The sequence below is a fragment of the Mycobacterium sp. SP-6446 genome, from assembly GCF_001954045.1.
Lineage (GTDB): Bacteria > Actinomycetota > Actinomycetes > Mycobacteriales > Mycobacteriaceae > Mycobacterium.
This window is the reverse complement of the sequence record NZ_MBEM01000058.1, coordinates 1-18,918: the sequence shown is the minus strand read 5'-3', so window position 1 is coordinate 18,918 and position 18,918 is coordinate 1. Positions and strand designations below refer to the sequence as shown.

The following is an 18,918-nucleotide window of genomic DNA, read 5'->3' as shown; positions in this document are numbered from 1 at the left end:
GCTGGGGGCGCCGCCGGGCCCGCCCGCGCCGGCGCCACAGCCGCCGCCAGGTTTGCGGCCCGGGCCGCGGCTGCCGGCGCGCCGTCGGGGGCGGTGCAGCCGGAAACCCATTCCCCGACACCGGCGACGCTGGTGCACAGCACCCAGCCCGTCGCGGGCGCGGAGGCGGAACCGCCGGAAGCCTCTCCGGCCTCCGCGATGCCGGCACCGCTCGCGGCATCGGCGGCGGCATCCGCCGCTGTTTCTCCGGCGAAGCGTGCTTTTTCTCCGGCGGCGGGGGCGGGGGCGTCGTTCACTGGGCAGCCGGCGCACCAGGCGCCGCAGTGACACCCGGACGTGGTCTGCACGTATGACGCTCGCCGGAGGGCCGCGGGCGTTAATCTGACACGGATTCCCAGCAAGGCGAGGAGAGACACGTGTTTGCGCGCTACCTGAAGACCCAGTTAGTGGTGTTGCTGTGCGGAGGCCTGGTTGGGCCGATCTTTTTGGTCGTCTACTTCACGATGGGGCTGGGCAGCCTGCTGTCGTGGATGTTCTACGTCGGCCTGCTCATCACGGTGGCAGACGTGTTGATCGCGCTCTGGCTGACCAATTTCGGGGAGAAGTCGGCCGCCAAGACGGCCGAACTCGAGCGGCACGGGGTGCTGGCGCTCGCTCAAATCACCGGGCTCACCGAAACGGGAACCCGGATCAACGAGCAACCGCTGGTGAAGGTGGACCTGCACATCGCCGGGCCCGGATTCGTGCCGTTCGACAGCCAGGACCGCGTCATCGCCAGCGTGACCCGGCTGGGCAACCTCACCGCGCGCAAGCTTGTCGTCCTGGTCAATCCCACCACCCAGGAATACCGAATCGACTGGGAGCGAAGCGCTTTGGTCAACGGGCTGGTGCCCGCCCAATTCACCGTGGCCGAAGACAACCGGACCTACGACCTCAGCGGGCAGGCCGGCCCGCTGATGGAGATTTTGCAGATCCTCAAGGCCAACAACGTCCCGCTCAATCGGATGGTCGACATCCGGTCGAATCCGGCATTGCGGCAGCAGATCCAGGCGGTGGTGCGCCGGGCGGCCGAGCAGCAGCCACAACCCGCGGGCGCGGGCGCGCCGGCCCCTCCGCCGCCGCCGCAAGCGTCGATCGCCGACCGGCTCGCCGAGCTCGAGAAGCTGCGGGCCAGCGGTGCCCTGAGCGACGAGGAGTACACCAACCGGCGGACTCAGATCATCTCGGAGATCTGAATCTCGACCGAGTTAGAACACGTTCCAGTTTCGCTGCTAGCCTGTCTTCGTGGCTGCACAGGTTGGATCACTGCAAGGACGGGTGGCATTCGTCACCGGCGCCGCCCGCGCCCAGGGTCGGTCGCACGCGGTGCGACTCGCCCGCGAGGGCGCAGATATCATCGCGCTCGATATCTGCGCGCGAGCCTCTGACACCCTGACCTACACGCCGGCCACGCCCGAGGATCTCACCGAGACCGTCCGCCTGGTGGAAGCCGAGGGCCGCAAGGTGCTGGCCCGCGAGGTGGACATCCGCGACGACACCGCGCTGCGCCAACTGGTGGCCGACGGTGTCGAACAATTCGGCCGCCTCGACGTTCTGGTCGCCAACGCCGGTGTGCTGGGTTGGGGCCGGGTCTGGGAACTCACCGATGAGCAGTGGGACACGGTCATCGGGATCAACCTGACCGGCACCTGGCGCACCCTGCGCGCCACGATCCCGGCGATGATCGAGGCCGGCAACGGCGGTTCCATCATCGTCGTCAGCTCGTCGGCGGGCATCAAAGCGACGCCCGGCAACGGCCACTACGCGGCCAGCAAGCACGGGCTGACCGCGCTAACCAACACCCTGGCGATCGAACTCGGCGAATACGACATCCGGGTCAACTCCATCCACCCGTATTCGATCGACACCCCGATGATCGAGCCGGAGGCGATGATGGAGATCTTCGCCAAGCACCCCCGATTCGTGCACAGCTTCCCGCCAATGCCGTTGCAGTACAAGGGGTTCATGACGGCCGACGAAGTATCCGACGTCGTGGTGTGGCTCGCCGGTGACGGCTCGGGCACCCTGTCGGGCACCCAGATCCCCGTCGACAAGGGCGCCCTGAAGTACTAGCGGGCCAGCGTGGTAAGAACTCCACGTGACTGAAAAGGGCTTCGAAAAGGGGGTTGTGATCGTCGGCGGCGGGCTCGCCGGTGCGCGGACGGCCGAGCAACTGCGTCGATCCGACTACTCCGGTCGCATCACCATCGTCAGCGACGAGGTTCATCTGCCCTACGATCGCCCGCCGTTGTCCAAGGAAGTACTGCGCAAAGAGGTCGACGACGTCGCCCTCAAACCGCGCGAGTGGTACGACGAGAACGACATCACGCTGCGACTGGGCTCGGCCGCCACACGTCTCGACACGACCGCGCGGACCCTGACCCTCGACGACGGCACAGAGCTGGGCTACGACGAGCTCGTCGTCGCGACCGGCCTGGTGCCGCGGCGCATTCCGGCGTTCCCCGACCTCGAGGGCATTCGGGTGCTGAGGTCGTTCGACGAGAGCATGGCGCTGCGCCAGCACGCGTCGCAGGCGCAGCGGGCCGTGGTCATCGGCGCCGGCTTCATCGGCTGCGAGGTCGCGGCGAGCCTGCGCAGCCTGGGCGTCGACGTGGTGCTGGTCGAGCCGCAGCCGACACCGCTGGCATCGGTGCTCGGCGAACAGATCGGTGAGCTGGTGGCGCGGCTGCACCGCGACGAAGGCGTCGACGTTCGCCTCGGTGTCAGCGTGGCGGAAGTGCGCGGCGATTCCCGCGTCGACACCGTGGTGCTCACCGACGGCACCGAACTGGCGGCCGACCTGGTGGTGGTCGGCATCGGCTCACGGCCGGCGACCGAGTGGCTCGAGGGCAGCGGCGTCGAGGTCGACAACGGAGTCATCTGCGACGAGGCCGGGCGCACCAGCGCGCCCAACGTGTGGGCGCTGGGCGACGTCGCCTCGTGGCGTGATGCGACGGGACACCAAGCGCGCGTGGAACATTGGAGCAACGTCGCCGACCAGGCCCGGGTGGTGGTGCCGGCGATGCTCGGCCAGGACGTGCCGTCGGCCGTGGTCGTGCCGTACTTCTGGAGCGACCAGTACGACATCAAGATCCAGTGCCTGGGCGAGCCGGAGGCCACCGACATCGTGCACGTCGTCGAGGACGACGGACGCAAGTTCCTGGCCTACTACGAGCGCGACGGGGTGGTCGTCGGTGTGGTGGGCGGCGGGATGCCCGGCAAGGTGATGAAGGTCCGGGCCAAGATCGCCGCCGCCACACCCATCTCGGAAATCCTGAATCCCGCCTAGAATTCGCCGAGGTAGAAGCGCGCGCCCTGATCGTCGACGCATTCGGCGGAGATGCCGTAGGGCTGACGGGCCGGCTCGGCCAGCACGGTGCCGCCCGCTTCCCGCACGCGTGCGACGGCCGCCTCGATGTCCGCCACCGTCCACATCGGCACGGTGGTCGAACGCCGGCCGCCGCCGGCGGCTCCGGCCATCGGATGCGTTCCCACCACCTGCCAGCCGTCCGCGATGCGGCCGGGGTCGAATGTCCAACCCAGCACCCGGCCGTAGAAATCGCGGAAGCCGGCCGAATCCGGCACCTCGTAGGTGACGTACGACAGCTCGCCGGGTCCAGATCCGTTGAGTTCCGGGCGCTTTTGCCCTTGGGCCGGTTCGTATACCGCGAACGCCGCACCCTGCGGGTCGGTGGCGTCGAGCACGGTGCCGAAGTCGGCGCGACGGGTTTCGCCCGGGGTCCCGCCCGCCTCAGCGATCGCCGTCCGAGCCGCCGCGATGTCGTCGACGGCGTAGCAGCAGAAGAGGGTCGGCGGCCCGGAGCTGGCCGAAATCCCGGTCGACAGTTCGGTATTCGTGACCTGACGAGTCGTGGGATCGTACGACCAGCCCAGCACGTGACCATAGAAGGCGGCCGCGCGGTCGGCGTCGGGGACCCACACCGAGACGTAACCGATGTCGCCGTGGCGGATGCCGGCGACCGTCGGGCCGGACAGCATCCAGCGGTGGCCGAACGGGTCGATGATGGTGGCGCTGCGGGATCCGTAGTTCTCGTAGATCTCGCGTTGGACGGCGGCTCCGTGGTCACGCGCCTTCTGCAGAGCCGCATCGGTGTCGTCGACACGCAGCATCAGGCTGACCGAAACCGAGCCGGGCGCAGGCGCTTTGAGCCCGAGTTCTGGATACTCGTCGGCGAGATACAGCACGCCGCCCGCGATCGACAGCTCGGCGTGACCAATTCGCCCGTCGTCCATCACAATTGGTTCACCGACCACCGCCGCGTCCAAAGCGTCCGTATACCAGGCGATGGCCGCACGCGCGTCCGCCACGCTCAGATAGGGCAACGCCGCCGGACGCGGATCCCGCTGAGGAGCCGACGGTTGGGTCAACTCGGAAATTGTGCTGGCGGTACCGCTCATGACAACTCCTTCCGGGAGGGCTAGTGCGGATTCCAGCCGGCGGCGCAGCCGGGCCGCGAACGCCGGATCGGGTTGGACCGGAAGGTCATCGGTGCGCAGCACGCTCAATGGATCGTTGTGTTGACTCATGACGTGCCTCCTTCCGGATATTGCTGTCTGAAAGCGCGCCGGGCGCGGACCAGCAGTGCCTCGGTGGCATGGACGGTGCGGCCGATCAGCTCGGCGCATTCGGGCACCGAGCAGTCGTCCATGTAGCGCAGCACGAGCACCGTGCGGTGCGGCTCGGCCAGCCTGGCCAGCACCGCTTCGGCGATCATGCGATCCAGCTCGGCGTCCCAGTCGTCGGCCGTCGCAGCACCGACCGGTTCGGGTGGCTCGGCTACCGGCACCGTCGGCCGGGCCGCCCGCCGCCGATAGTGGTCGGCCAGCTTGTGCCGTGCCACGCCGAGCAACCACGGCACCGAGATCGCCGGCGCGTCGCTCCTGCGCGCGGCGTCCATCGCCGCAAGGAACGTCTCCGACGTCAGGTCCTCGGCGGCATCGCCACAGCGACGGGCGAAGTAGCCGTACACCACCGGCAACGCCTCGTCGTACAGCGCCAGCAGCGCGCGTCGAGGATCCGATCGGTGGTCCGCTTCGGCGCTCACACCCTTATCGTCGTCGCGGCGGGGCGAACTCCGACGGGTGTTAGCGAAAATCTTTGGGGATCGCACTTATTGCCAGTTCACGGGCGGGCCGTGCGGATGGCATTCGCCCAGAATCTCCAGCTCGCCACCCGGCCAGCGACGCGCCCGGACCAGGAACCTGACGGGTGTGCCGGGCCCGTCGCGCGCGGGCTCCAGGGTGAGGTGGGCGAACGGCGCGGACGCGGTGGCCCTCGCGCCGAGCGCGTCGACGCCGCGGCGAATCGCGGCGCGTTCGTCGGCGGCGAGATATTGCCAGGTGATCGAATGCCACAGCACGGTCAGTGCGCCGTCGGCCAGCGTCAGGTTGGCGACCGCGTCGCCGGCCCGCCGGCGGTTCAGCCGCGCGGGCACCTCGCGCGCGACGGCGATGGCGCCGCGCAGCCGATCCAGCCGGGCGGCCTGGTCGGGCCAGACGTAGCTCAGCGCGGTCATTTCCCCGTCGGTCCCGGTGACGTCGACGGGCGCGATGTCGTAGCCGTGGCGCTCCACGATCCGCACCGCGCCGTCGGGCGGCAGCCGCCCGCGCCAGGCGTCGTCGATGATCACCGGCGAGCCGGCGGGTCCCCACCGGCCGCCGGCGTACCGGTAATGGTAGTGGTCGGCCCGCAGGTTCAGCCCGGCGCTCGAGCCGATCTCGAAAAGCCTTACCGGCAAACCGAATCCGCGGTCCAGCCGCAGCAGGCCGCCGATTAGCGCGGCGGACCGGCCCACCTCGTTGGTTTGCGGTGGTCGGGCGAGCGCATCGCGCAGCGCGTCGGCGTGGTCGCCCGCGACGCGGGTGATCGCGGGCCACGCGGGTTCGGCGTCCCACGTGCCGCCGGTGCTGGGATACCAGCGGCGCAACGCTGCGGCTCGCCCGTCGAGCACCAACCGGTGCAAGCCGCCCAGCAGCCGAAGCGGCACGGCTTCACGCGACGGATCGTCTTCGTGGCCGGAGAGGATGCTCGCGAAGACACCGCCGGCCTCGACGTCGGCGGCCACCATTTCGAACAGCTCGTCGTACATCGGGGATCCCGAGGCGCCGCAGAACCGCCCCTGCGAACGCAGGGTGTGCACCAAGTGCGCGGTACCGCTCATCGCCCCAGCTTCCCCAGCCCCGCGCCGACGACGTCGAAGGCGTCGCCGAGCGCGGTCGGCAACGTGACGGATCCGTCGCCCAGCCAGTGCTCGTAGGCCGACAACGCGACGGCGAGCATGCTCCAGGCGACCGTCTGGGGAAGCAGGTCGGTCGTCTTGACGCCCGAGCGGCGGGCGACGAACTCGGCGATCACCTCGCGCCAGCCGGCGTACATCGTCATCGAATAGGCCTGCAGTTCCGGCGTTTGCAGGATGACCCGCATGCGCTGGCGGTGCCGGACGCTCTCGGACTCGTCAAAAGTGTTGAAGGCCAACAGGGCCGCGCGCAGCGCCCGGCCCAGCGGGACGCGCGGGTCGACGCTGTCGAGCAGTTCCCGTAGGTGCGCGAGGTGGATATCGAACTCGCCCCAGGGGATGGCGTTCTTGGACGCGTAGTAGCGAAACAGCGTGCGGCGGGAGATGCCGGCGGCTTGCGCGACGTCGTCGACGCTCACCTCGGCGAAACCCCGGGCGGTGAACAACTCGATGGCGACGTCGGTGATGTGTTCCGGTGTCGTCGAGCGGCGCCGGCCCACCCGCGACTGCGGCAGCATCAGACCCGCCCTTCCATTTCGGCACTCGATGCCATATTCTGACGACGATTGTGACAAGCTCGACGATCGTTGTCGAGACCTGACGAGAGGCAATGCATATGGACCGCGAGACCGACACGGACGCCGAGCTCGTTACCGAGACTCTGGTCGAAGAGGTGTCCATCGACGGGATGTGCGGGGTCTACTGACTCCCGTGCTCGACCCCGACCGCGGCTGGCGGTTGCACCCTCAAGTGGCGGTTCGCCCGGAACCCTTTGGCGCACTGCTCTATCACTTCGGCACCCGCAAGCTGTCCTTTCTCAAGAACCGCACCATCCTCGAGGTGGTGCGGTCGCTGGCCGACCATCCGGACGTCCGGTCCGCCTGCCGCGCGGCCGGGGTGGACGACTCCGGACAGCAGCCGTATCTGCACGCGCTGGGTGTGCTCGCCGAATCCAACATGCTGGTGCCTCAGGAGGCTTCATGACGCTGGCCGTACCGCGACTTATCGAGCAGTTCGAGCATGGCCTGGACGCCCCCATCTGCCTGACCTGGGAGCTGACGTACGCGTGCAACCTGGCCTGCGTGCACTGCCTGTCCTCCTCGGGCAAACGGGACCCGCGCGAATTGTCCACCCGTGACTGCATGGACATCATCGACGAGCTGGAACGCATGCAGGTGTTCTACGTCAACATCGGTGGCGGGGAACCCACTGTGCGGCCTGATTTTTGGGAGCTCGTCGACTACGCCACCGCGCACCACGTCGGCGTCAAGTTCTCCACCAACGGGGTCCGGATCACGCCGGAGGTCGCAGCGCGGTTGGCGGCCAGCGACTACGTCGACGTCCAGATTTCGCTCGACGGGGCCACCGCCGAGGTCAACGACGCCGTCCGCGGGCCGGGGTCCTTCGCGATGGCGGTGCGGGCGCTGGAGAACCTGGCCGCCGCGGGCTTCCGTGACGCGAAGATCTCCGTCGTGGTCACCCGCCACAACGTCGACCAGCTCGACGAATTCGCCGCGCTGGCAGGCCGTTACGGTGCCACCCTGCGGATCACCCGGCTGCGTCCGTCAGGGCGCGGCGCGGACGTCTGGGACGATCTGCATCCCACCGCCGCCCAGCAGGTGCAGCTCTACGACTGGCTGGTCGCCAAGGGGGAGAGGGTGCTCACCGGCGACTCGTTCTTCCATCTGTCACCGCTTGGCTCCTCCGGCGCCCTGGCCGGCCTCAACATGTGCGGGGCCGGGCGGGTGGTCTGCCTCATCGACCCGGTGGGCGACGTGTACGCCTGCCCGTTCGCCATTCACGACCGCTTCCTGGCCGGAAACGTGTTGTCCGACGGCGGGTTTGACAATGTCTGGAAGAACGCCCCGCTGTTTCGCGAGTTGCGCGAACCGCAGTCCGCGGGCGCGTGTGGCAGCTGCGGGCACTACGACAGCTGCCGGGGCGGATGCATGGCGGCCAAGTTCTTCACCGGCCTGCCGCTGGACGGCCCGGATCCCGAATGCGTCCAGGGGCACAGCGTCGCGGCGCTCGACCGGACGCGCGAAACGCCCCGGCCCCGGGCCGACCACTCGCGCGGGGTGCGCCAGCCGGTGCCGTTGACACTGACCATGCGACCTCCGGCGCTAACGCCGGCAAATCCGCCGGCGCGCCTTTGCAATGAAAGCCCGCTATAAAATGGCCGACGAATGGTTCGAAACGGTCGCCATCGCCCAGCAACGCGCCAAGCGACGGCTACCAAAATCCGTTTATTCCTCGCTGATTTCAGCGAGCGAAAAAGGAATTACGGTCTCCGACAATGTCGAAGCCTTCAGTGAGCTTGGCTTTGCGCCGCATGTCATCGGTGCGCAGGAAAAGCGTGATCTGTCGACCACCGTTATGGGACAAGATATTTCGCTGCCAGTAATCATCTCGCCGACCGGCGTGCAGGCGGTCGACCCGGACGGTGAGGTTGCTGTCGCGCGTGCCGCGGCCGCGCGAGGAACGGCGATGGGGCTTTCGTCGTTTGCTAGCAAACCCATCGAAGATGTCGTCGCAGCAAACCCCAAAGTCTTCTTCCAGGTGTACTGGCTCGGCGGGCGGGACGCGATCGCCGAGCGGGTGGAACGGGCGCGTCAGGCCGGCGCGGTCGGTCTGATCGTCACCACCGACTGGACGTTCTCGCACGGCCGCGACTGGGGCAGCCCCAAGATTCCCGAGGCGATGAACCTGCGGACCATCCTGCGGTTGTCGCCTGAGGCGATCCTGCGGCCGCGCTGGCTGTGGAAGTTCGGCAAGACGGGCAGGCCACCCGAGCTGCGGGTGCCGAACCAGGGCCGCCGCGGCGAGCCCGGCCCGCCGTTCTTTGCCGCCTACGGGGAGTGGATGTCGACGCCGCCGCCGACCTGGGAGGACATCGCCTGGCTGCGGGAACTCTGGGGTGGGCCGTTCATGCTCAAGGGCGTGATGCGCGTCGACGACGCGAAAAGAGCTGTGGACGCGGGTGTTTCGGCGATATCGGTGTCCAACCACGGCGGCAACAACCTCGACGGGACGCCGGCGTCGATCCGCGCCCTGCCCGCGGTCGTGGCGGCGGTCGGTGACCAGGTCGAGGTGTTGCTGGACGGTGGCATCCGGCGGGGGAGCGACGTCGTCAAGGCGGTGGCCCTGGGGGCGCGCGCCGTGATGATCGGCCGCGCCTATCTGTGGGGCCTCGCGGCGGCCGGCCAGACCGGCGTCGAAAACGTTCTCGACATTTTGCGCGCGGGCATCGACTGCGCGCTGATGGGCCTCGGGCACTCCTCTGTGCACGCGTTGTGTCCGGACGATGTTGTGATGCCCGCTGGTTTCGCGCGGGCGCTGGGCGTTCCCGGTGAGCGGAACGTGCGGCCCTAATTCAGGTCAAACCGGGCAGTTTTCCCCACATAATCGATGCGAAAATCGTGGTACCGACGTGGCGACCGTGACGGACGAGCCGAAAATCGGGCCGATCAATGAACGGCCGAGAAAAAAATTCCTTTGAACGTACAACAATTGGTGCACGCCAGGTGAATTCGTCCTACCATCAGCCAGTGCCCGTACTCGGCGAATTAGGAACTGTGACGTCGAGCCAGCTATTAAGCACCTCGCCGCCGATAATTATCCCGCTGGGATCGACCGAACAGCACGGTCCACACCTGCCGCTGGACACCGACACCAGGATCGCGACCGCGGTCGCCCGTGGGGCTGCCACGCGGCTCGGGCAAGAGTGGTTGGTGGCTCCGGCCATCGCCTACGGCGCCAGCGGCGAGCATCAAAGTTTCGCGGGAACGATCTCCATCGGCGCCGAGGCCCTGACGACGATGCTGGTGGAGTATGGCAGGTCAGCCGCGTGCTGGGCCCGGCGTCTGGCCTTTGTCAACGGCCACGGCGGCAATGTCGGCGCGCTGAACAAGGCGGTCGCCACGCTGCGCGCGGAAGGCCGGGACGTCGGGTGGTCGCCGTGCGCCGCCGCGGGCGGTGACGCCCATGCCGGCCATACCGAAACGTCACTGTTGCTCCATATCTCGCCGACCGACGTGCTGACCGACCGGTGGCTCCCGGGCAACCGGGCGCCCCTGCCCGAGTTGCTCGAACCGATGCGTCGGGGCGGCGTCGCGGCGGTCAGCCGCGTGGGTGTGCTGGGGGATCCGACCACCGCGACCGCCGCCGAGGGGAAGCGCATCTTGGCGGAGATGGTCGACGGGTGCGTGCGTCGAGTCGTCCGGTGGGCGCCCGGGCCCGACGGGATGCTGACATGAGTGGGCCCCGACTGCCGGATGGATTCGCCGTGCAGGTCGATCGCCGCGTGCGGGTGCTCGGCGATGGCTCGGCCCTGCTGGGTGGCTCGCCGACCCGCCTGCTGAAGCTGGCACCCGCCGCTCAGGACATGCTGGCCGATGGCCGGCTCAAGGTTCGCGACGACGTCAGCGCCCAACTGGCGCGCACCCTGCTGGACGCCACGGTGGCCCATCCGCGGCCCGCGGGTGGGCCGTCGCATCGCGACGTGACCGTGGTAATTCCGGTGCGGAACAACGTTTCTGGTGTCCGTCGCCTGGTGAGCTCGCTGCGCGGGCTGCGCGTCATCGTGGTCGACGACGGATCGTCGCCCCCCATAGAGCCCGAGGACTTCGTCGGCGCCCACTGCGACATCGAGGTGCTGCGCCACACGTATAGCAAGGGTCCGGCGGCGGCCCGCAACACCGGGCTGGCCGCCTGCGCCACCGACTTCGTCGCCTTCCTGGATTCGGACGTCGCGCCGCGCCGCGGCTGGCTGGAGGCCCTGCTCGGTCATTTCTGCGACCCCACCGTCGCCCTGGTCGCACCGCGCATCGTCGGCCTGTCCCACAGCGAGAACCTGGTGGCGCGCTACGAGGCCGTGCACTCGTCGCTGGACCTCGGGGAGCGCGAAGCCCCGGTGTTACCCCACAGCACGGTGTCGTATGTGCCCAGCGCGGCGATCATCTGCCGCCGGTCGGCGATCGGCGCTGTCGGGGGGTTCGACGAGTCCATGCAGTCCGGCGAGGACGTCGACCTGTGCTGGCGGCTCATCGAAGCGGGCGCTCGGCTGCGCTACGAGCCGATCGCGCTGGTCGCCCACGATCACCGTACCGAACTACGGGATTGGTTGGCGCGCAAGGCTTTTTACGGCGGCTCGGCGGCCCCGCTGTCGGTGCGTCACCCGGACAAGACCGCGCCGGTGGTGATATCCGGCTGGGCGCTGATGGCCTGGATACTCATGGCCCTCGGGACGAGCGTTTCGCGGATGGCGTCGCTCGTGGTCGCCATCCTGACGGGTCGCCGGATCGCCAAAGCCATGCGCACCGCCGAGACCTCGGTCGCCGACGTGCTGCTGATCGCCGCTCGCGGCTTGTGGTCGGCGGCCCTGCAGCTGGCGTCGGCCCTGTGCCGGCACTACTGGCCCCTGGCGCTGCTGGCGGCCATCGTGTCGCGGCACTGTAGACGGGTTGTGCTCGTCGCGGCCGTGATGGACGGCGTGGTGGACTGGCTCAGCCGCCGGGACGCCAATGGCGACGACGACGAGCCGATCGGCCTGCTGACCTACCTGTTGCTGAAGCGCGTCGACGACCTGGCCTATGGCCTGGGGCTGTGGTGGGGTGTGGTGCGCGAGCGCAACCTGCGCGCGCTCAAACCGCAGATTCGGAGTTAGCCGTCGCCTTGACTTCGCCTTGAGTAAAGCCGTCCCGCACAGCGATGTGCTGATCATCGGCGCGGGAAGTGCTGGATCGGTTGTCGCCGAACGTCTTTCCGCAGATCCCAGCCGCACGGTGACCGTCCTGGAGGCCGGGCCTGCGCTCGCCGATCCGGAACTACTGGCTCAGGCCACCAATGGGTTGCAACTGCCGATCGGGGTCGGCAGCCCGTTGGCCCTGCGCTATCTGACCCGGCTCACCGACCGGCACGCTCTGCAGCTGCCGATCGTGCGCGGATCCACGGTCGGTGGCTCGGGGGCGATCAACGGCGGTTACTTCTGCCGCGGGTTGCCGCGCGACTTCGATCGCGCCGCGATGCCCGGCTGGGCGTGGTCGGATGTGCTGAGCCATTTCCGCGCCATCGAGACGGACCTGGATTTCGACGGTCCCGCCCACGGCGACAGCGGCCCCATCCTGGTGCGGCGAACGCGCGAAATGACCGGCACCACCGAACTTTTCATCACCGCGGCCGAACGTGCGGGCTTTTCCTGGATCGCCGACCTCAACGATTGTGGGCCGGAACTGGTCTCGGGCGTGGGCGCGGTCCCGCTCAACATCGTCGACGGCGTCCGCATCGGATCGGGTGTCGGATACCTGTTGCCCGCCCTTGGGCGGTCGAACCTGACCTTGCTGGCGGCGACGCGGGCCGCTCGATTGCGTTTCTCCGGCGCCGACGTGGTGGGGGTGGACGCGATCGGCCCGGAAGGGCCGGTCAGTCTGCGTGCCGATCGAATCGTGTTGTGTGCCGGCGCGATTCAGTCGGCCCACCTGCTGATGCTCTCCGGCGTCGGCGACGAGTCGATGCTGCGCGCCGCCGGCGTGCCGCTGGTGGCGCCCCTGCCGGTCGGAATGTTCTGCAGCGACCACCCCGAGTGGGTGCTGCCGACCAACTGGACCGTGGCCCCGGGCCGGCCCGTCGTCGAGGTCATCCTGAGTACCACCGACGGTCTTGAGATCAGGCCGTACACGGGAGGCTTCGTCGCCATGACCGGCGACGGCACCGCGGGCCATCCGGACTGGCCGCACATCGGGGTGGCGCTCATGGCGCCCCGCTCCCGCGGACGGATCACGCTCACCTCGCCGGACCCCCGCGTCGCGCCGCGGATCGAGCACCGCTACGACAGCGAGCCCGACGACGTCGCGGCGCTGCGCCAGGGCAGCGAATTGGCACGCGAATTAGCCGGTGCGGCAACCCATGTCGGGTCGCCCGTGTGGTCGACCTGCCAGCACCTGTGCGCCAGCGCACCGATGGGTGCCGAGGACGACCCACGGGCCGTCGTGGATCACCGGTGCCGGGTGCGCGGGGTGGAGAACCTGTGGGTGATCGACGGGTCAGTCCTGCCCATGGTCACCAGCCGCGGTCCGCACGCGACGATCGTGATGCTCGGGCACCGGGCGGCCGAGTTCGTTGAGTGAGGGCGGGCCGCCGACCCGCTTAACGCCAAGCCCGGCGCGGCCCGCCCCCGGGAGAGCAAACGTTCGTGCGGTCCACGTAGATGGCCACGACAAGTGGCGATGCGCGCGCAGAAGTGCGTCAGCGCGACTATGCGTCGCAATATTCGCGGACGGCGCGACGGCCGCTCCCTGTGGTTGCGTCGTGACTCCTCTCCCGATCACCCCCTCGCATCACGAATACCGCTGGCAGGGTACGCATCACGACCGAATCGGAGGCGAGCGTTCCCGCGCCCACACGGCGCCGACCGGCCGCCGCGGTCGCAGCCGACCGCGCTTAGCTGTCAAGGGCTGTGACGTCGACATGGTGGCGACCCCGGTGCGAAGTTGGCGCCGAGTCCGCAGGCTCGCGCGAAGCCCGCAGCTGGCATGGTGAACCGGCGCGCTCGAGCGCCTCAGGCGGATCCACTCGGCCTCCACAATCGCCGCCGCCTCGAACACCGCCGGGCATACCGGTTCAACCACCGCCGGCGCGTCGCCGCGCACCGTGGGCACGTCCATCAACATCACATCCACCTCACCCTGCGAGATGATCTGTACCTGTCGATATATATTTCTGATACCAGAACAAACACATCGTTTCAAGTATCCGAACGAACTTAATCGGGCCGGGTCGGGCGACGTCTAGGCGCCCGTTGTTGTTCTCCCGCACAATATTTCACCGCGGAGCCGGCGCATCGGCCGCACCTGCCGGCCGTCGCGTCCGGGGGCCCAGAGCCCGATCAGGACCGCGGCGAGGGCGACGATCGCGGCCATCACGATCGTGGACGCGTGCATGGCCGTCAGGAACGCGGCCTTGCTGACCTCGGCCAGCGCCGTGCCCTGCGGTCCGAGCCTGCCGGCCACTTCGACGGCCTTGGCCAGCGAGTCGGTGGCGGGGCCGCGGACCGGCGCGGGAAAGGTCGCCAGTCTCGGTGCGAGCTCGTGGGAATAGCGTCCGGCCAGGATCGAGCCGGCCACCGCGATTCCCAGCGCCCCGCCCATCTCCCGCGACGTGTCGTTCACCGCGGAGGCGACGCCCTGCTTCTCGTCGGGAACCGCCCCCATGATGGCCGACGTCGTCGGCGCGGTGCACATTCCGATGCCGGTGGCCAATATCAATGTTGGCCAGGCGAATTCGGTGTACGTCGAGTGCAGGGTCAGGAAAGACATGCAGGCGAAGCCAACCGCCATCAACAGCGTGCCGATGAATAGCACAAGGCGCAGGCCCAATTTCGGCACATACCAGAAAGACAACGCGGAGCAAATTGCCAACGGAACCATGAACGGACCGAAGGCCAATGACGTCGTCAGTGCCGAGTAGCCCATGATCTGCTGGACGTACTGCATGCCGATGAAGAAGAACCCGAACGTTGCGCCGAACAGAATGACGATCGCCGCGACGCCGGTGGCGAAATTGGGATCGGCGAACAATCGAACGTCCAGCAGCGGGTGCCGCCTGCGCAATTCGACCACCCCGAACACCACCGCGGCGGCGATGCCTACGAGTATTCCGCCCCACACCAGCGGATCGTTCCACCCGTGCTCGGGGGCGTTCAAGATGGCAAACACGGCGATCGCCACCGCCGCGCCGATGAGGACCGCACCGAGCCAATCGACTCGGGGAGCGTGGGTTTCGCGCGACGAGGACACCGTGCAGCCGAGGGCGAAGATCACCAGTCCGGCGGCGCCTAGCGACCAGAAGATGGCGTGCCAATCCCAAAACCGAAGCAGCAGGCCAGAACCGAGCATGCCGAGGACTCCGCCGGAACCGGCCGTGCCGGCCCAGATACCGACGGCCTTCATCCGGTCTTCCTTCGGGTAGGCCACGGTCAGCAGCGACAGCGTCGCGGGCATCACAAAGGCGGCGCCGATACCGGCCACCGCCCGCCCCGCGATGATCTGCAGCGGATTGTGCAATATCGCCGGCGCGGCCGAGCCGAGCGCGAACACCACCAATCCAGCGAGTAGCGCACCCCGCCGGCCATAGCGGTCGCCGATCGCCCCGGCCGGCAGCAGCAGACAGGCCAGCGCCAGCGTGTATCCGTCCACGACCCACGTCAGTTGGGTCTGCGTCGCGGAGGTGGCCACCGCGAGGTCTCCCAGGGCGGTGTTCAGCGCGGTCATCGACCCGACGACCAGGGCGACGCCCATGCAGGCGACCGTCAGCGTCCAGGCGCGCGCTCGGGGACTACCGCCAATGCTCGCCGCATCAGTACGCTGGTCAGGCCGGATAAGGGTTGCGACCATAAAAAAGCGCCTCCCCTCGGGGGCGTAGAGGTTTTGAGACTAATGGTCTTGTAGGTAGACCGATAGTCTTGTTTTCAAACACGGAGGTGGCTCACAATTACCGAGGCGACTACCGATCCCCGTCCCGCGCGGTCCCGGGCTCGCTTGCTCGAAGCCGCGGCGGCGCTGTTGCGCTCGGGGGGTCCCAGCGCGGTGACCGTCGATGCGGTCACCCGAAGCGCCAACGTAGCGAGGGCCACCCTGTATCGCCACTTTCCCAGCGGAAACGATTTGCTGGCGGCGGCGTTCAACAGCCTCATACCGCCGTCACCGGCCCCGCCGGACGAGGGCTCGCTGCGGGATCGGCTGATCGCGATCGTGCTGGCCCAAGCCGAAGCGGTGGCCCAAGCGCCGGCCGTCATGACCGCCATGTCCTGGTTGGCCCTCGGGCGCGACCTCGAAGAGATGCCGGGGCCTCGGCACGCCCGCGGCGCCGACAGCTCCTCGATCACCACGTTGCGGGAACGCATCGCCGCGCAGTACGCGGCGCCGTTCGACGCCGTATTCGACAGCCCGGAGGCCGCGGCGGAGCTCGGGGAGGTTGACCGATCGCGCGCCATCGCGCTGCTGATCGGCCCGCTGGTGCTGGGGCGCCTGTCCACCCTGCCGGACTTCGATTACCGCGAGTGTGCGCGCGCCGCCGTCGACGGCTTCTTGCACGTTCAGCGGGCGCAGAACAGAAGCGCCGCGGCGAGTGCCGAATCGGCGGGCGCCTGACCCCGATTCGGCCGCGGCAAACGGGGGCCTGACCACCGGATTCCCCGCCGGGTGGGACCATGCCGGCGAGGTTTGCCCGAGATTTGGCCAGAGCCGCGATCGTCAGGCATACTGTTCGGGTTGCCCTGCGCCGGGTTCTCCTGGCCGGGCATACGACCAGCGCCCAACCGGGCGCGTCCGGTCCCATCCTTGGAACGCGACTAATTTGGCCGCGAACGAGGCTGCGTAAGGGTGACACGCCCGACCGCGGGGGCCGGTGGACCACGACAGGTAAACAGCGGCGCAGTATCCGGCGCGACGCTCGATCGGCCCTGACCGGCCGGGTCGATTCGGCGCGCCGGGGGCACCAGGTCCGGACCCGGACCTTAAGTGGAGTGAGGGTAGGAGAAGCGTGGCGGGACAGAAGATCCGCATCAGGCTCAAGGCCTACGACCATGAGGCTATCGACGCATCGGCGCGAAAGATCGTCGAGACCGTCGTCCGTACGGGTGCCAGCGTCGTAGGGCCGGTGCCGCTGCCGACTGAGAAGAACGTGTATTGCGTCATCCGCTCTCCGCATAAGTACAAGGACTCGCGAGAGCACTTCGAAATGCGGACCCACAAGCGGTTGATCGACATCCTCGATCCCACGCCGAAGACCGTTGACGCGCTCATGCGCATCGATCTTCCGGCCAGTGTCGACGTCAACATCCAGTAGGAGATCCAGAACTCATGGCAAGAAAAGGCATTCTGGGTACCAAGCTGGGCATGACGCAGGTGTTCGACGAGAACAACCGGGTCGTCCCGGTGACCGTGGTCAAGGCGGGCCCGAACGTGGTGACCCGCATCCGCACGCCGGAGCGCGACGGCTACAGCGCCGTGCAGCTGGCGTACGGGGAGATCAGTCCGCGCAAGGTCAACAAGCCGGTGACGGGCCAGTACAGCGCGGCGGGCGTCAACCCGCGCCGCTTCTTGGCGGAGCTGCGCCTGGACAACCCGGACGCGGCGGCCGAATACGAGGTCGGCCAGGAGTTGACGGCCGAGATCTTCGCCGACGGTGCCTATGTCGACGTGACGGGCACGTCGAAGGGTAAGGGCTTCGCCGGAACCATGAAGCGGCACGGCTTCCGCGGTCAGGGCGCCAGCCACGGCGCCCAGGCGGTGCACCGGCGGCCGGGTTCCATCGGCGGCTGCGCCACTCCGGCGCGCGTCTTCAAGGGCACCCGGATGGCCGGCCGGATGGGCAACGACCGGGTGACGGTGCAGAACCTGTTGGTGCACAAGGTCGATCCGGAGAACGGCGTGCTGCTGATCAAGGGTGCGATCCCCGGCCGCACCGGCGGACTCGTGATGGTCCGCAGCGCGATCAAACGAGGTGAGAAGTGATGGCAGCCAACACCCTGAAGATCGACGTCAAGACACCCGACGGCAAGGTCGAGGGTTCCGTCGAGCTGCCCGCCGAATTGTTCGATGCGCCAGCCAATATCGCGCTGATGCACCAGGTGGTCACCGCGCAGCGGGCGGCGGCCCGGCAGGGCACGCACTCGACCAAGACGCGCGGCGACGTCCGCGGCGGCGGCCGCAAGCCCTACCGGCAGAAGGGAACCGGACGGGCCCGGCAGGGTTCGACGCGGGCCCCGCAGTTCACCGGCGGTGGTGTCGTGCACGGTCCCAAGCCGCGCGACTACAGCCAGCGCACGCCCAAAAAGATGATCGCCGCCGCACTCCGCGGGGCGTTGTCCGACCGAGCACGCAACGGGCGCATCCACGCGGTCACCGAGCTGGTGTCGGGTCAGACCCCGTCTACCAAGAATGCCAAGGCATTCCTGGGCACCCTCACCGACCGCAAGCAGGTGCTGGTCGTCATCGGCCGCAGCGACGAGGCCGGCGCGAAAAGCGTGCGCAACCTGCCCGGCGTGCACATCCTGGCGCCCGATCAGCTCAATACCTATGACGTGCTTCGCTCCGACGACGTGGTGTTCAGCGTTGAGGCGCTGCGCGCCTACATCGCCGCCGGCACGAGTTCTGCCGAGGAGGTAACGGCGTAGATGGCGACCATCACTGACCCCCGCGACATCATCCTGGCTCCGGTCATCTCCGAGAAGTCCTACAGCCTGCTCGATGACAACGTGTACACCTTTGTGGTGCACCCGGATTCGAACAAGACGCAGATCAAGATCGCCGTCGAGAAGATCTTTTCGGTCAAGGTCGCATCGGTGAACACGGCGAACAGGCAGGGCAAGCGGAAGCGCACCAGGACCGGTTACGGAAAGCGCAAGAACACCAAGCGCGCCATCGTCACGCTGGCGCCGGGCAGCAAGCCGATCGACCTGTTCGGAGCACCGGCCTAGCCGCGCGCGAGAGAAAGACACGATTAGACATGGCAATTCGCAAATACAAGCCGACGACCCCGGGCCGTCGCGGCGCCAGCGTGTCCGATTTCGCCGAGATCACGCGGTCGGAGCCGGAGAAGTCGTTGGTGCGCCCGCTGCACGGTC

Annotated in this window: 21 protein-coding genes and 1 pseudogene; 16 read left to right on the top strand and 6 right to left on the bottom strand. The window is 68.2% G+C overall.

Annotation, left to right across the window (positions count from 1 at the left end):
• Positions 1-347: hypothetical protein (locus A5736_RS04305; protein ID WP_371328357.1), on the bottom strand; the 347-nt coding region annotated here is incomplete at its 3' end.
• A 69-nt stretch (positions 348-416) separates the two neighbouring features.
• Between A5736_RS04305 and A5736_RS04300 the strand changes: the two genes are divergently transcribed.
• Genes A5736_RS04300 through A5736_RS04290 form a run of 3 tightly spaced genes read left to right on the top strand, consistent with a single transcriptional unit; the run spans position 417 to position 3,328 of the window.
• Positions 417-1,235, top strand: coding sequence for an SHOCT domain-containing protein (locus tag A5736_RS04300; protein WP_076126180.1), 819 nt, complete (start codon positions 417-419; stop codon positions 1,233-1,235).
• Positions 1,236-1,284: 49 nt separating this feature from the next.
• Positions 1,285-2,112, top strand: a complete 828-nt coding sequence (locus A5736_RS04295; protein ID WP_076126182.1) for a mycofactocin-coupled SDR family oxidoreductase — start codon at positions 1,285-1,287, stop codon at positions 2,110-2,112.
• Between the two features lie 25 nt (positions 2,113-2,137).
• On the top strand, positions 2,138-3,328 hold the full coding sequence (locus tag A5736_RS04290) for an NAD(P)/FAD-dependent oxidoreductase (protein WP_076126184.1): 1,191 nt from the start codon (positions 2,138-2,140) through the stop codon (positions 3,326-3,328).
• On the opposite strand, the gene A5736_RS04285 is transcribed toward A5736_RS04290, so the two are convergent.
• The 4 genes from A5736_RS04285 to mftR all read right to left on the bottom strand — a co-directional run bounded on the left by A5736_RS04285 (position 3,325) and on the right by mftR (position 6,814).
• On the bottom strand, positions 3,325-4,587 hold the full coding sequence (locus A5736_RS04285; protein ID WP_076244702.1) for a VOC family protein: 1,263 nt from the start codon (positions 4,585-4,587) through the stop codon (positions 3,325-3,327). The two genes, A5736_RS04290 and A5736_RS04285, sit on opposite strands and share 4 nt — an antisense overlap.
• On the bottom strand, positions 4,584-5,105 hold the full coding sequence (locus A5736_RS04280; RefSeq protein WP_076126188.1) for an RNA polymerase sigma factor: 522 nt from the start codon (positions 5,103-5,105) through the stop codon (positions 4,584-4,586). Before A5736_RS04280 ends, A5736_RS04285 begins: the two co-directional genes overlap by 4 nt.
• Before the next feature lie 66 nt (positions 5,106-5,171).
• A complete protein-coding gene (locus A5736_RS04275; RefSeq protein WP_076244700.1) occupies positions 5,172-6,221 on the bottom strand; it encodes a DUF2332 domain-containing protein in 1,050 nt (349 codons plus the stop codon).
• Positions 6,218-6,814, bottom strand: coding sequence for a mycofactocin system transcriptional regulator (mftR, locus tag A5736_RS04270; RefSeq protein WP_139333127.1), 597 nt, complete (start codon positions 6,812-6,814; stop codon positions 6,218-6,220). The genes A5736_RS04275 and mftR overlap by 4 nt, the downstream gene beginning before the upstream one ends.
• Positions 6,815-6,912: 98 nt before the next feature.
• Between mftR and mftA the strand changes: the two genes are divergently transcribed.
• The 7 genes from mftA (at position 6,913) to mftG (ending at position 13,420) form a co-directional block, all read left to right on the top strand.
• Complete coding sequence (gene mftA, locus A5736_RS04265; RefSeq protein WP_076126501.1) at positions 6,913-7,002, top strand: mycofactocin precursor MftA; 90 nt, start codon at positions 6,913-6,915, stop codon at positions 7,000-7,002.
• Positions 6,987-7,280, top strand: a complete 294-nt coding sequence (gene mftB / locus A5736_RS04260; RefSeq protein ID WP_076126192.1) for a mycofactocin biosynthesis chaperone MftB — start codon at positions 6,987-6,989, stop codon at positions 7,278-7,280. The genes mftA and mftB overlap by 16 nt, the downstream gene beginning before the upstream one ends.
• Positions 7,277-8,470 carry a mycofactocin radical SAM maturase gene (gene mftC, locus A5736_RS04255; protein ID WP_076244698.1) on the top strand — a complete coding sequence of 398 codons (1,194 nt, stop codon included), beginning with the start codon at positions 7,277-7,279 and terminating at the stop codon, positions 8,468-8,470. The genes mftB and mftC overlap by 4 nt, the downstream gene beginning before the upstream one ends.
• Before the next feature lies 1 nt (position 8,471).
• Positions 8,472-9,668 carry a pre-mycofactocin synthase MftD gene (gene mftD / locus A5736_RS04250; RefSeq protein ID WP_076244697.1) on the top strand — a complete coding sequence of 399 codons (1,197 nt, stop codon included), beginning with the start codon at positions 8,472-8,474 and terminating at the stop codon, positions 9,666-9,668.
• A 152-nt stretch (positions 9,669-9,820) separates the two neighbouring features.
• Positions 9,821-10,552 carry a mycofactocin biosynthesis peptidyl-dipeptidase MftE gene (mftE, locus tag A5736_RS04245; protein ID WP_076126198.1) on the top strand — a complete coding sequence of 244 codons (732 nt, stop codon included), beginning with the start codon at positions 9,821-9,823 and terminating at the stop codon, positions 10,550-10,552.
• Positions 10,549-11,961: a mycofactocin biosynthesis glycosyltransferase MftF gene (mftF, locus tag A5736_RS04240; RefSeq protein ID WP_076126200.1), complete on the top strand. Its 1,413-nt coding sequence runs from the start codon at positions 10,549-10,551 to the stop codon at positions 11,959-11,961. The genes mftE and mftF overlap by 4 nt, the downstream gene beginning before the upstream one ends.
• A gap of 19 nt (positions 11,962-11,980) precedes the next feature.
• Positions 11,981-13,420 carry a mycofactocin system GMC family oxidoreductase MftG gene (gene mftG / locus A5736_RS04235; protein ID WP_076244695.1) on the top strand — a complete coding sequence of 480 codons (1,440 nt, stop codon included), beginning with the start codon at positions 11,981-11,983 and terminating at the stop codon, positions 13,418-13,420.
• 660 nt (positions 13,421-14,080) lie between these two features.
• On the opposite strand, the gene A5736_RS04225 is transcribed toward mftG, so the two are convergent.
• Positions 14,081-15,685 carry an MFS transporter gene (locus A5736_RS04225; RefSeq protein ID WP_076126205.1) on the bottom strand — a complete coding sequence of 535 codons (1,605 nt, stop codon included), beginning with the start codon at positions 15,683-15,685 and terminating at the stop codon, positions 14,081-14,083.
• 144 nt (positions 15,686-15,829) lie between these two features.
• Here A5736_RS04225 and A5736_RS04220 point away from each other — a divergent pair, with 144 nt between their 5' ends.
• The 6 genes and pseudogenes from A5736_RS04220 to A5736_RS25840 form a co-directional block, all read left to right on the top strand.
• A complete protein-coding gene (locus A5736_RS04220; protein ID WP_255376719.1) occupies positions 15,830-16,441 on the top strand; it encodes a TetR/AcrR family transcriptional regulator in 612 nt (203 codons plus the stop codon).
• Positions 16,442-16,832: 391 nt separating this feature from the next.
• Positions 16,833-17,138 (top strand): 30S ribosomal protein S10, encoded by a 306-nt coding sequence (gene rpsJ, locus A5736_RS04215; RefSeq protein ID WP_003873519.1) that lies wholly within the window; start codon positions 16,833-16,835, stop codon positions 17,136-17,138.
• 14 nt (positions 17,139-17,152) lie between these two features.
• A complete protein-coding gene (gene rplC, locus A5736_RS04210) occupies positions 17,153-17,806 on the top strand; it encodes a 50S ribosomal protein L3 (protein WP_076244694.1) in 654 nt (217 codons plus the stop codon).
• Positions 17,806-18,468, top strand: coding sequence for a 50S ribosomal protein L4 (gene rplD, locus A5736_RS04205; RefSeq protein WP_076061499.1), 663 nt, complete (start codon positions 17,806-17,808; stop codon positions 18,466-18,468). The genes rplC and rplD overlap by 1 nt, the downstream gene beginning before the upstream one ends.
• Entirely contained in the window at positions 18,469-18,771 is a 303-nt protein-coding gene (rplW, locus tag A5736_RS04200; protein ID WP_076061501.1) for a 50S ribosomal protein L23, read from the top strand. It abuts the gene before it with no gap.
• Positions 18,772-18,800: 29 nt separating this feature from the next.
• Positions 18,801-18,918: pseudogene (locus A5736_RS25840) on the top strand (50S ribosomal protein L2); the annotation flags it as partial.

Excerpts from the sequence above, each read along its gene's own strand:
- A5736_RS04285 (WP_076244702.1), bottom strand. The coding sequence starts at position 4,587 with ATGAGTCAACACAACGATCCATTGAGCGTGCTGCGCACCGATGACCTT.
- A5736_RS04275 (WP_076244700.1), bottom strand. The coding sequence starts at position 6,221 with ATGAGCGGTACCGCGCACTTGGTGCACACCCTGCGTTCGCAGGGGCGG.
- mftR (WP_139333127.1), bottom strand. The coding sequence starts at position 6,814 with ATGCTGCCGCAGTCGCGGGTGGGCCGGCGCCGCTCGACGACACCGGAA.
- mftA (WP_076126501.1), top strand. The coding sequence starts at position 6,913 with ATGGACCGCGAGACCGACACGGACGCCGAGCTCGTTACCGAGACTCTG.
- mftC (WP_076244698.1), top strand. The coding sequence starts at position 7,277 with ATGACGCTGGCCGTACCGCGACTTATCGAGCAGTTCGAGCATGGCCTG.
- mftD (WP_076244697.1), top strand. The coding sequence starts at position 8,472 with ATGGCCGACGAATGGTTCGAAACGGTCGCCATCGCCCAGCAACGCGCC.
- mftF (WP_076126200.1), top strand. The coding sequence starts at position 10,549 with ATGAGTGGGCCCCGACTGCCGGATGGATTCGCCGTGCAGGTCGATCGC.
- A5736_RS04225 (WP_076126205.1), bottom strand. The coding sequence starts at position 15,685 with ATGGTCGCAACCCTTATCCGGCCTGACCAGCGTACTGATGCGGCGAGC.
- rplC (WP_076244694.1), top strand. The coding sequence starts at position 17,153 with ATGGCAAGAAAAGGCATTCTGGGTACCAAGCTGGGCATGACGCAGGTG.
- rplD (WP_076061499.1), top strand. The coding sequence starts at position 17,806 with ATGGCAGCCAACACCCTGAAGATCGACGTCAAGACACCCGACGGCAAG.
- rplW (WP_076061501.1), top strand. The coding sequence starts at position 18,469 with ATGGCGACCATCACTGACCCCCGCGACATCATCCTGGCTCCGGTCATC.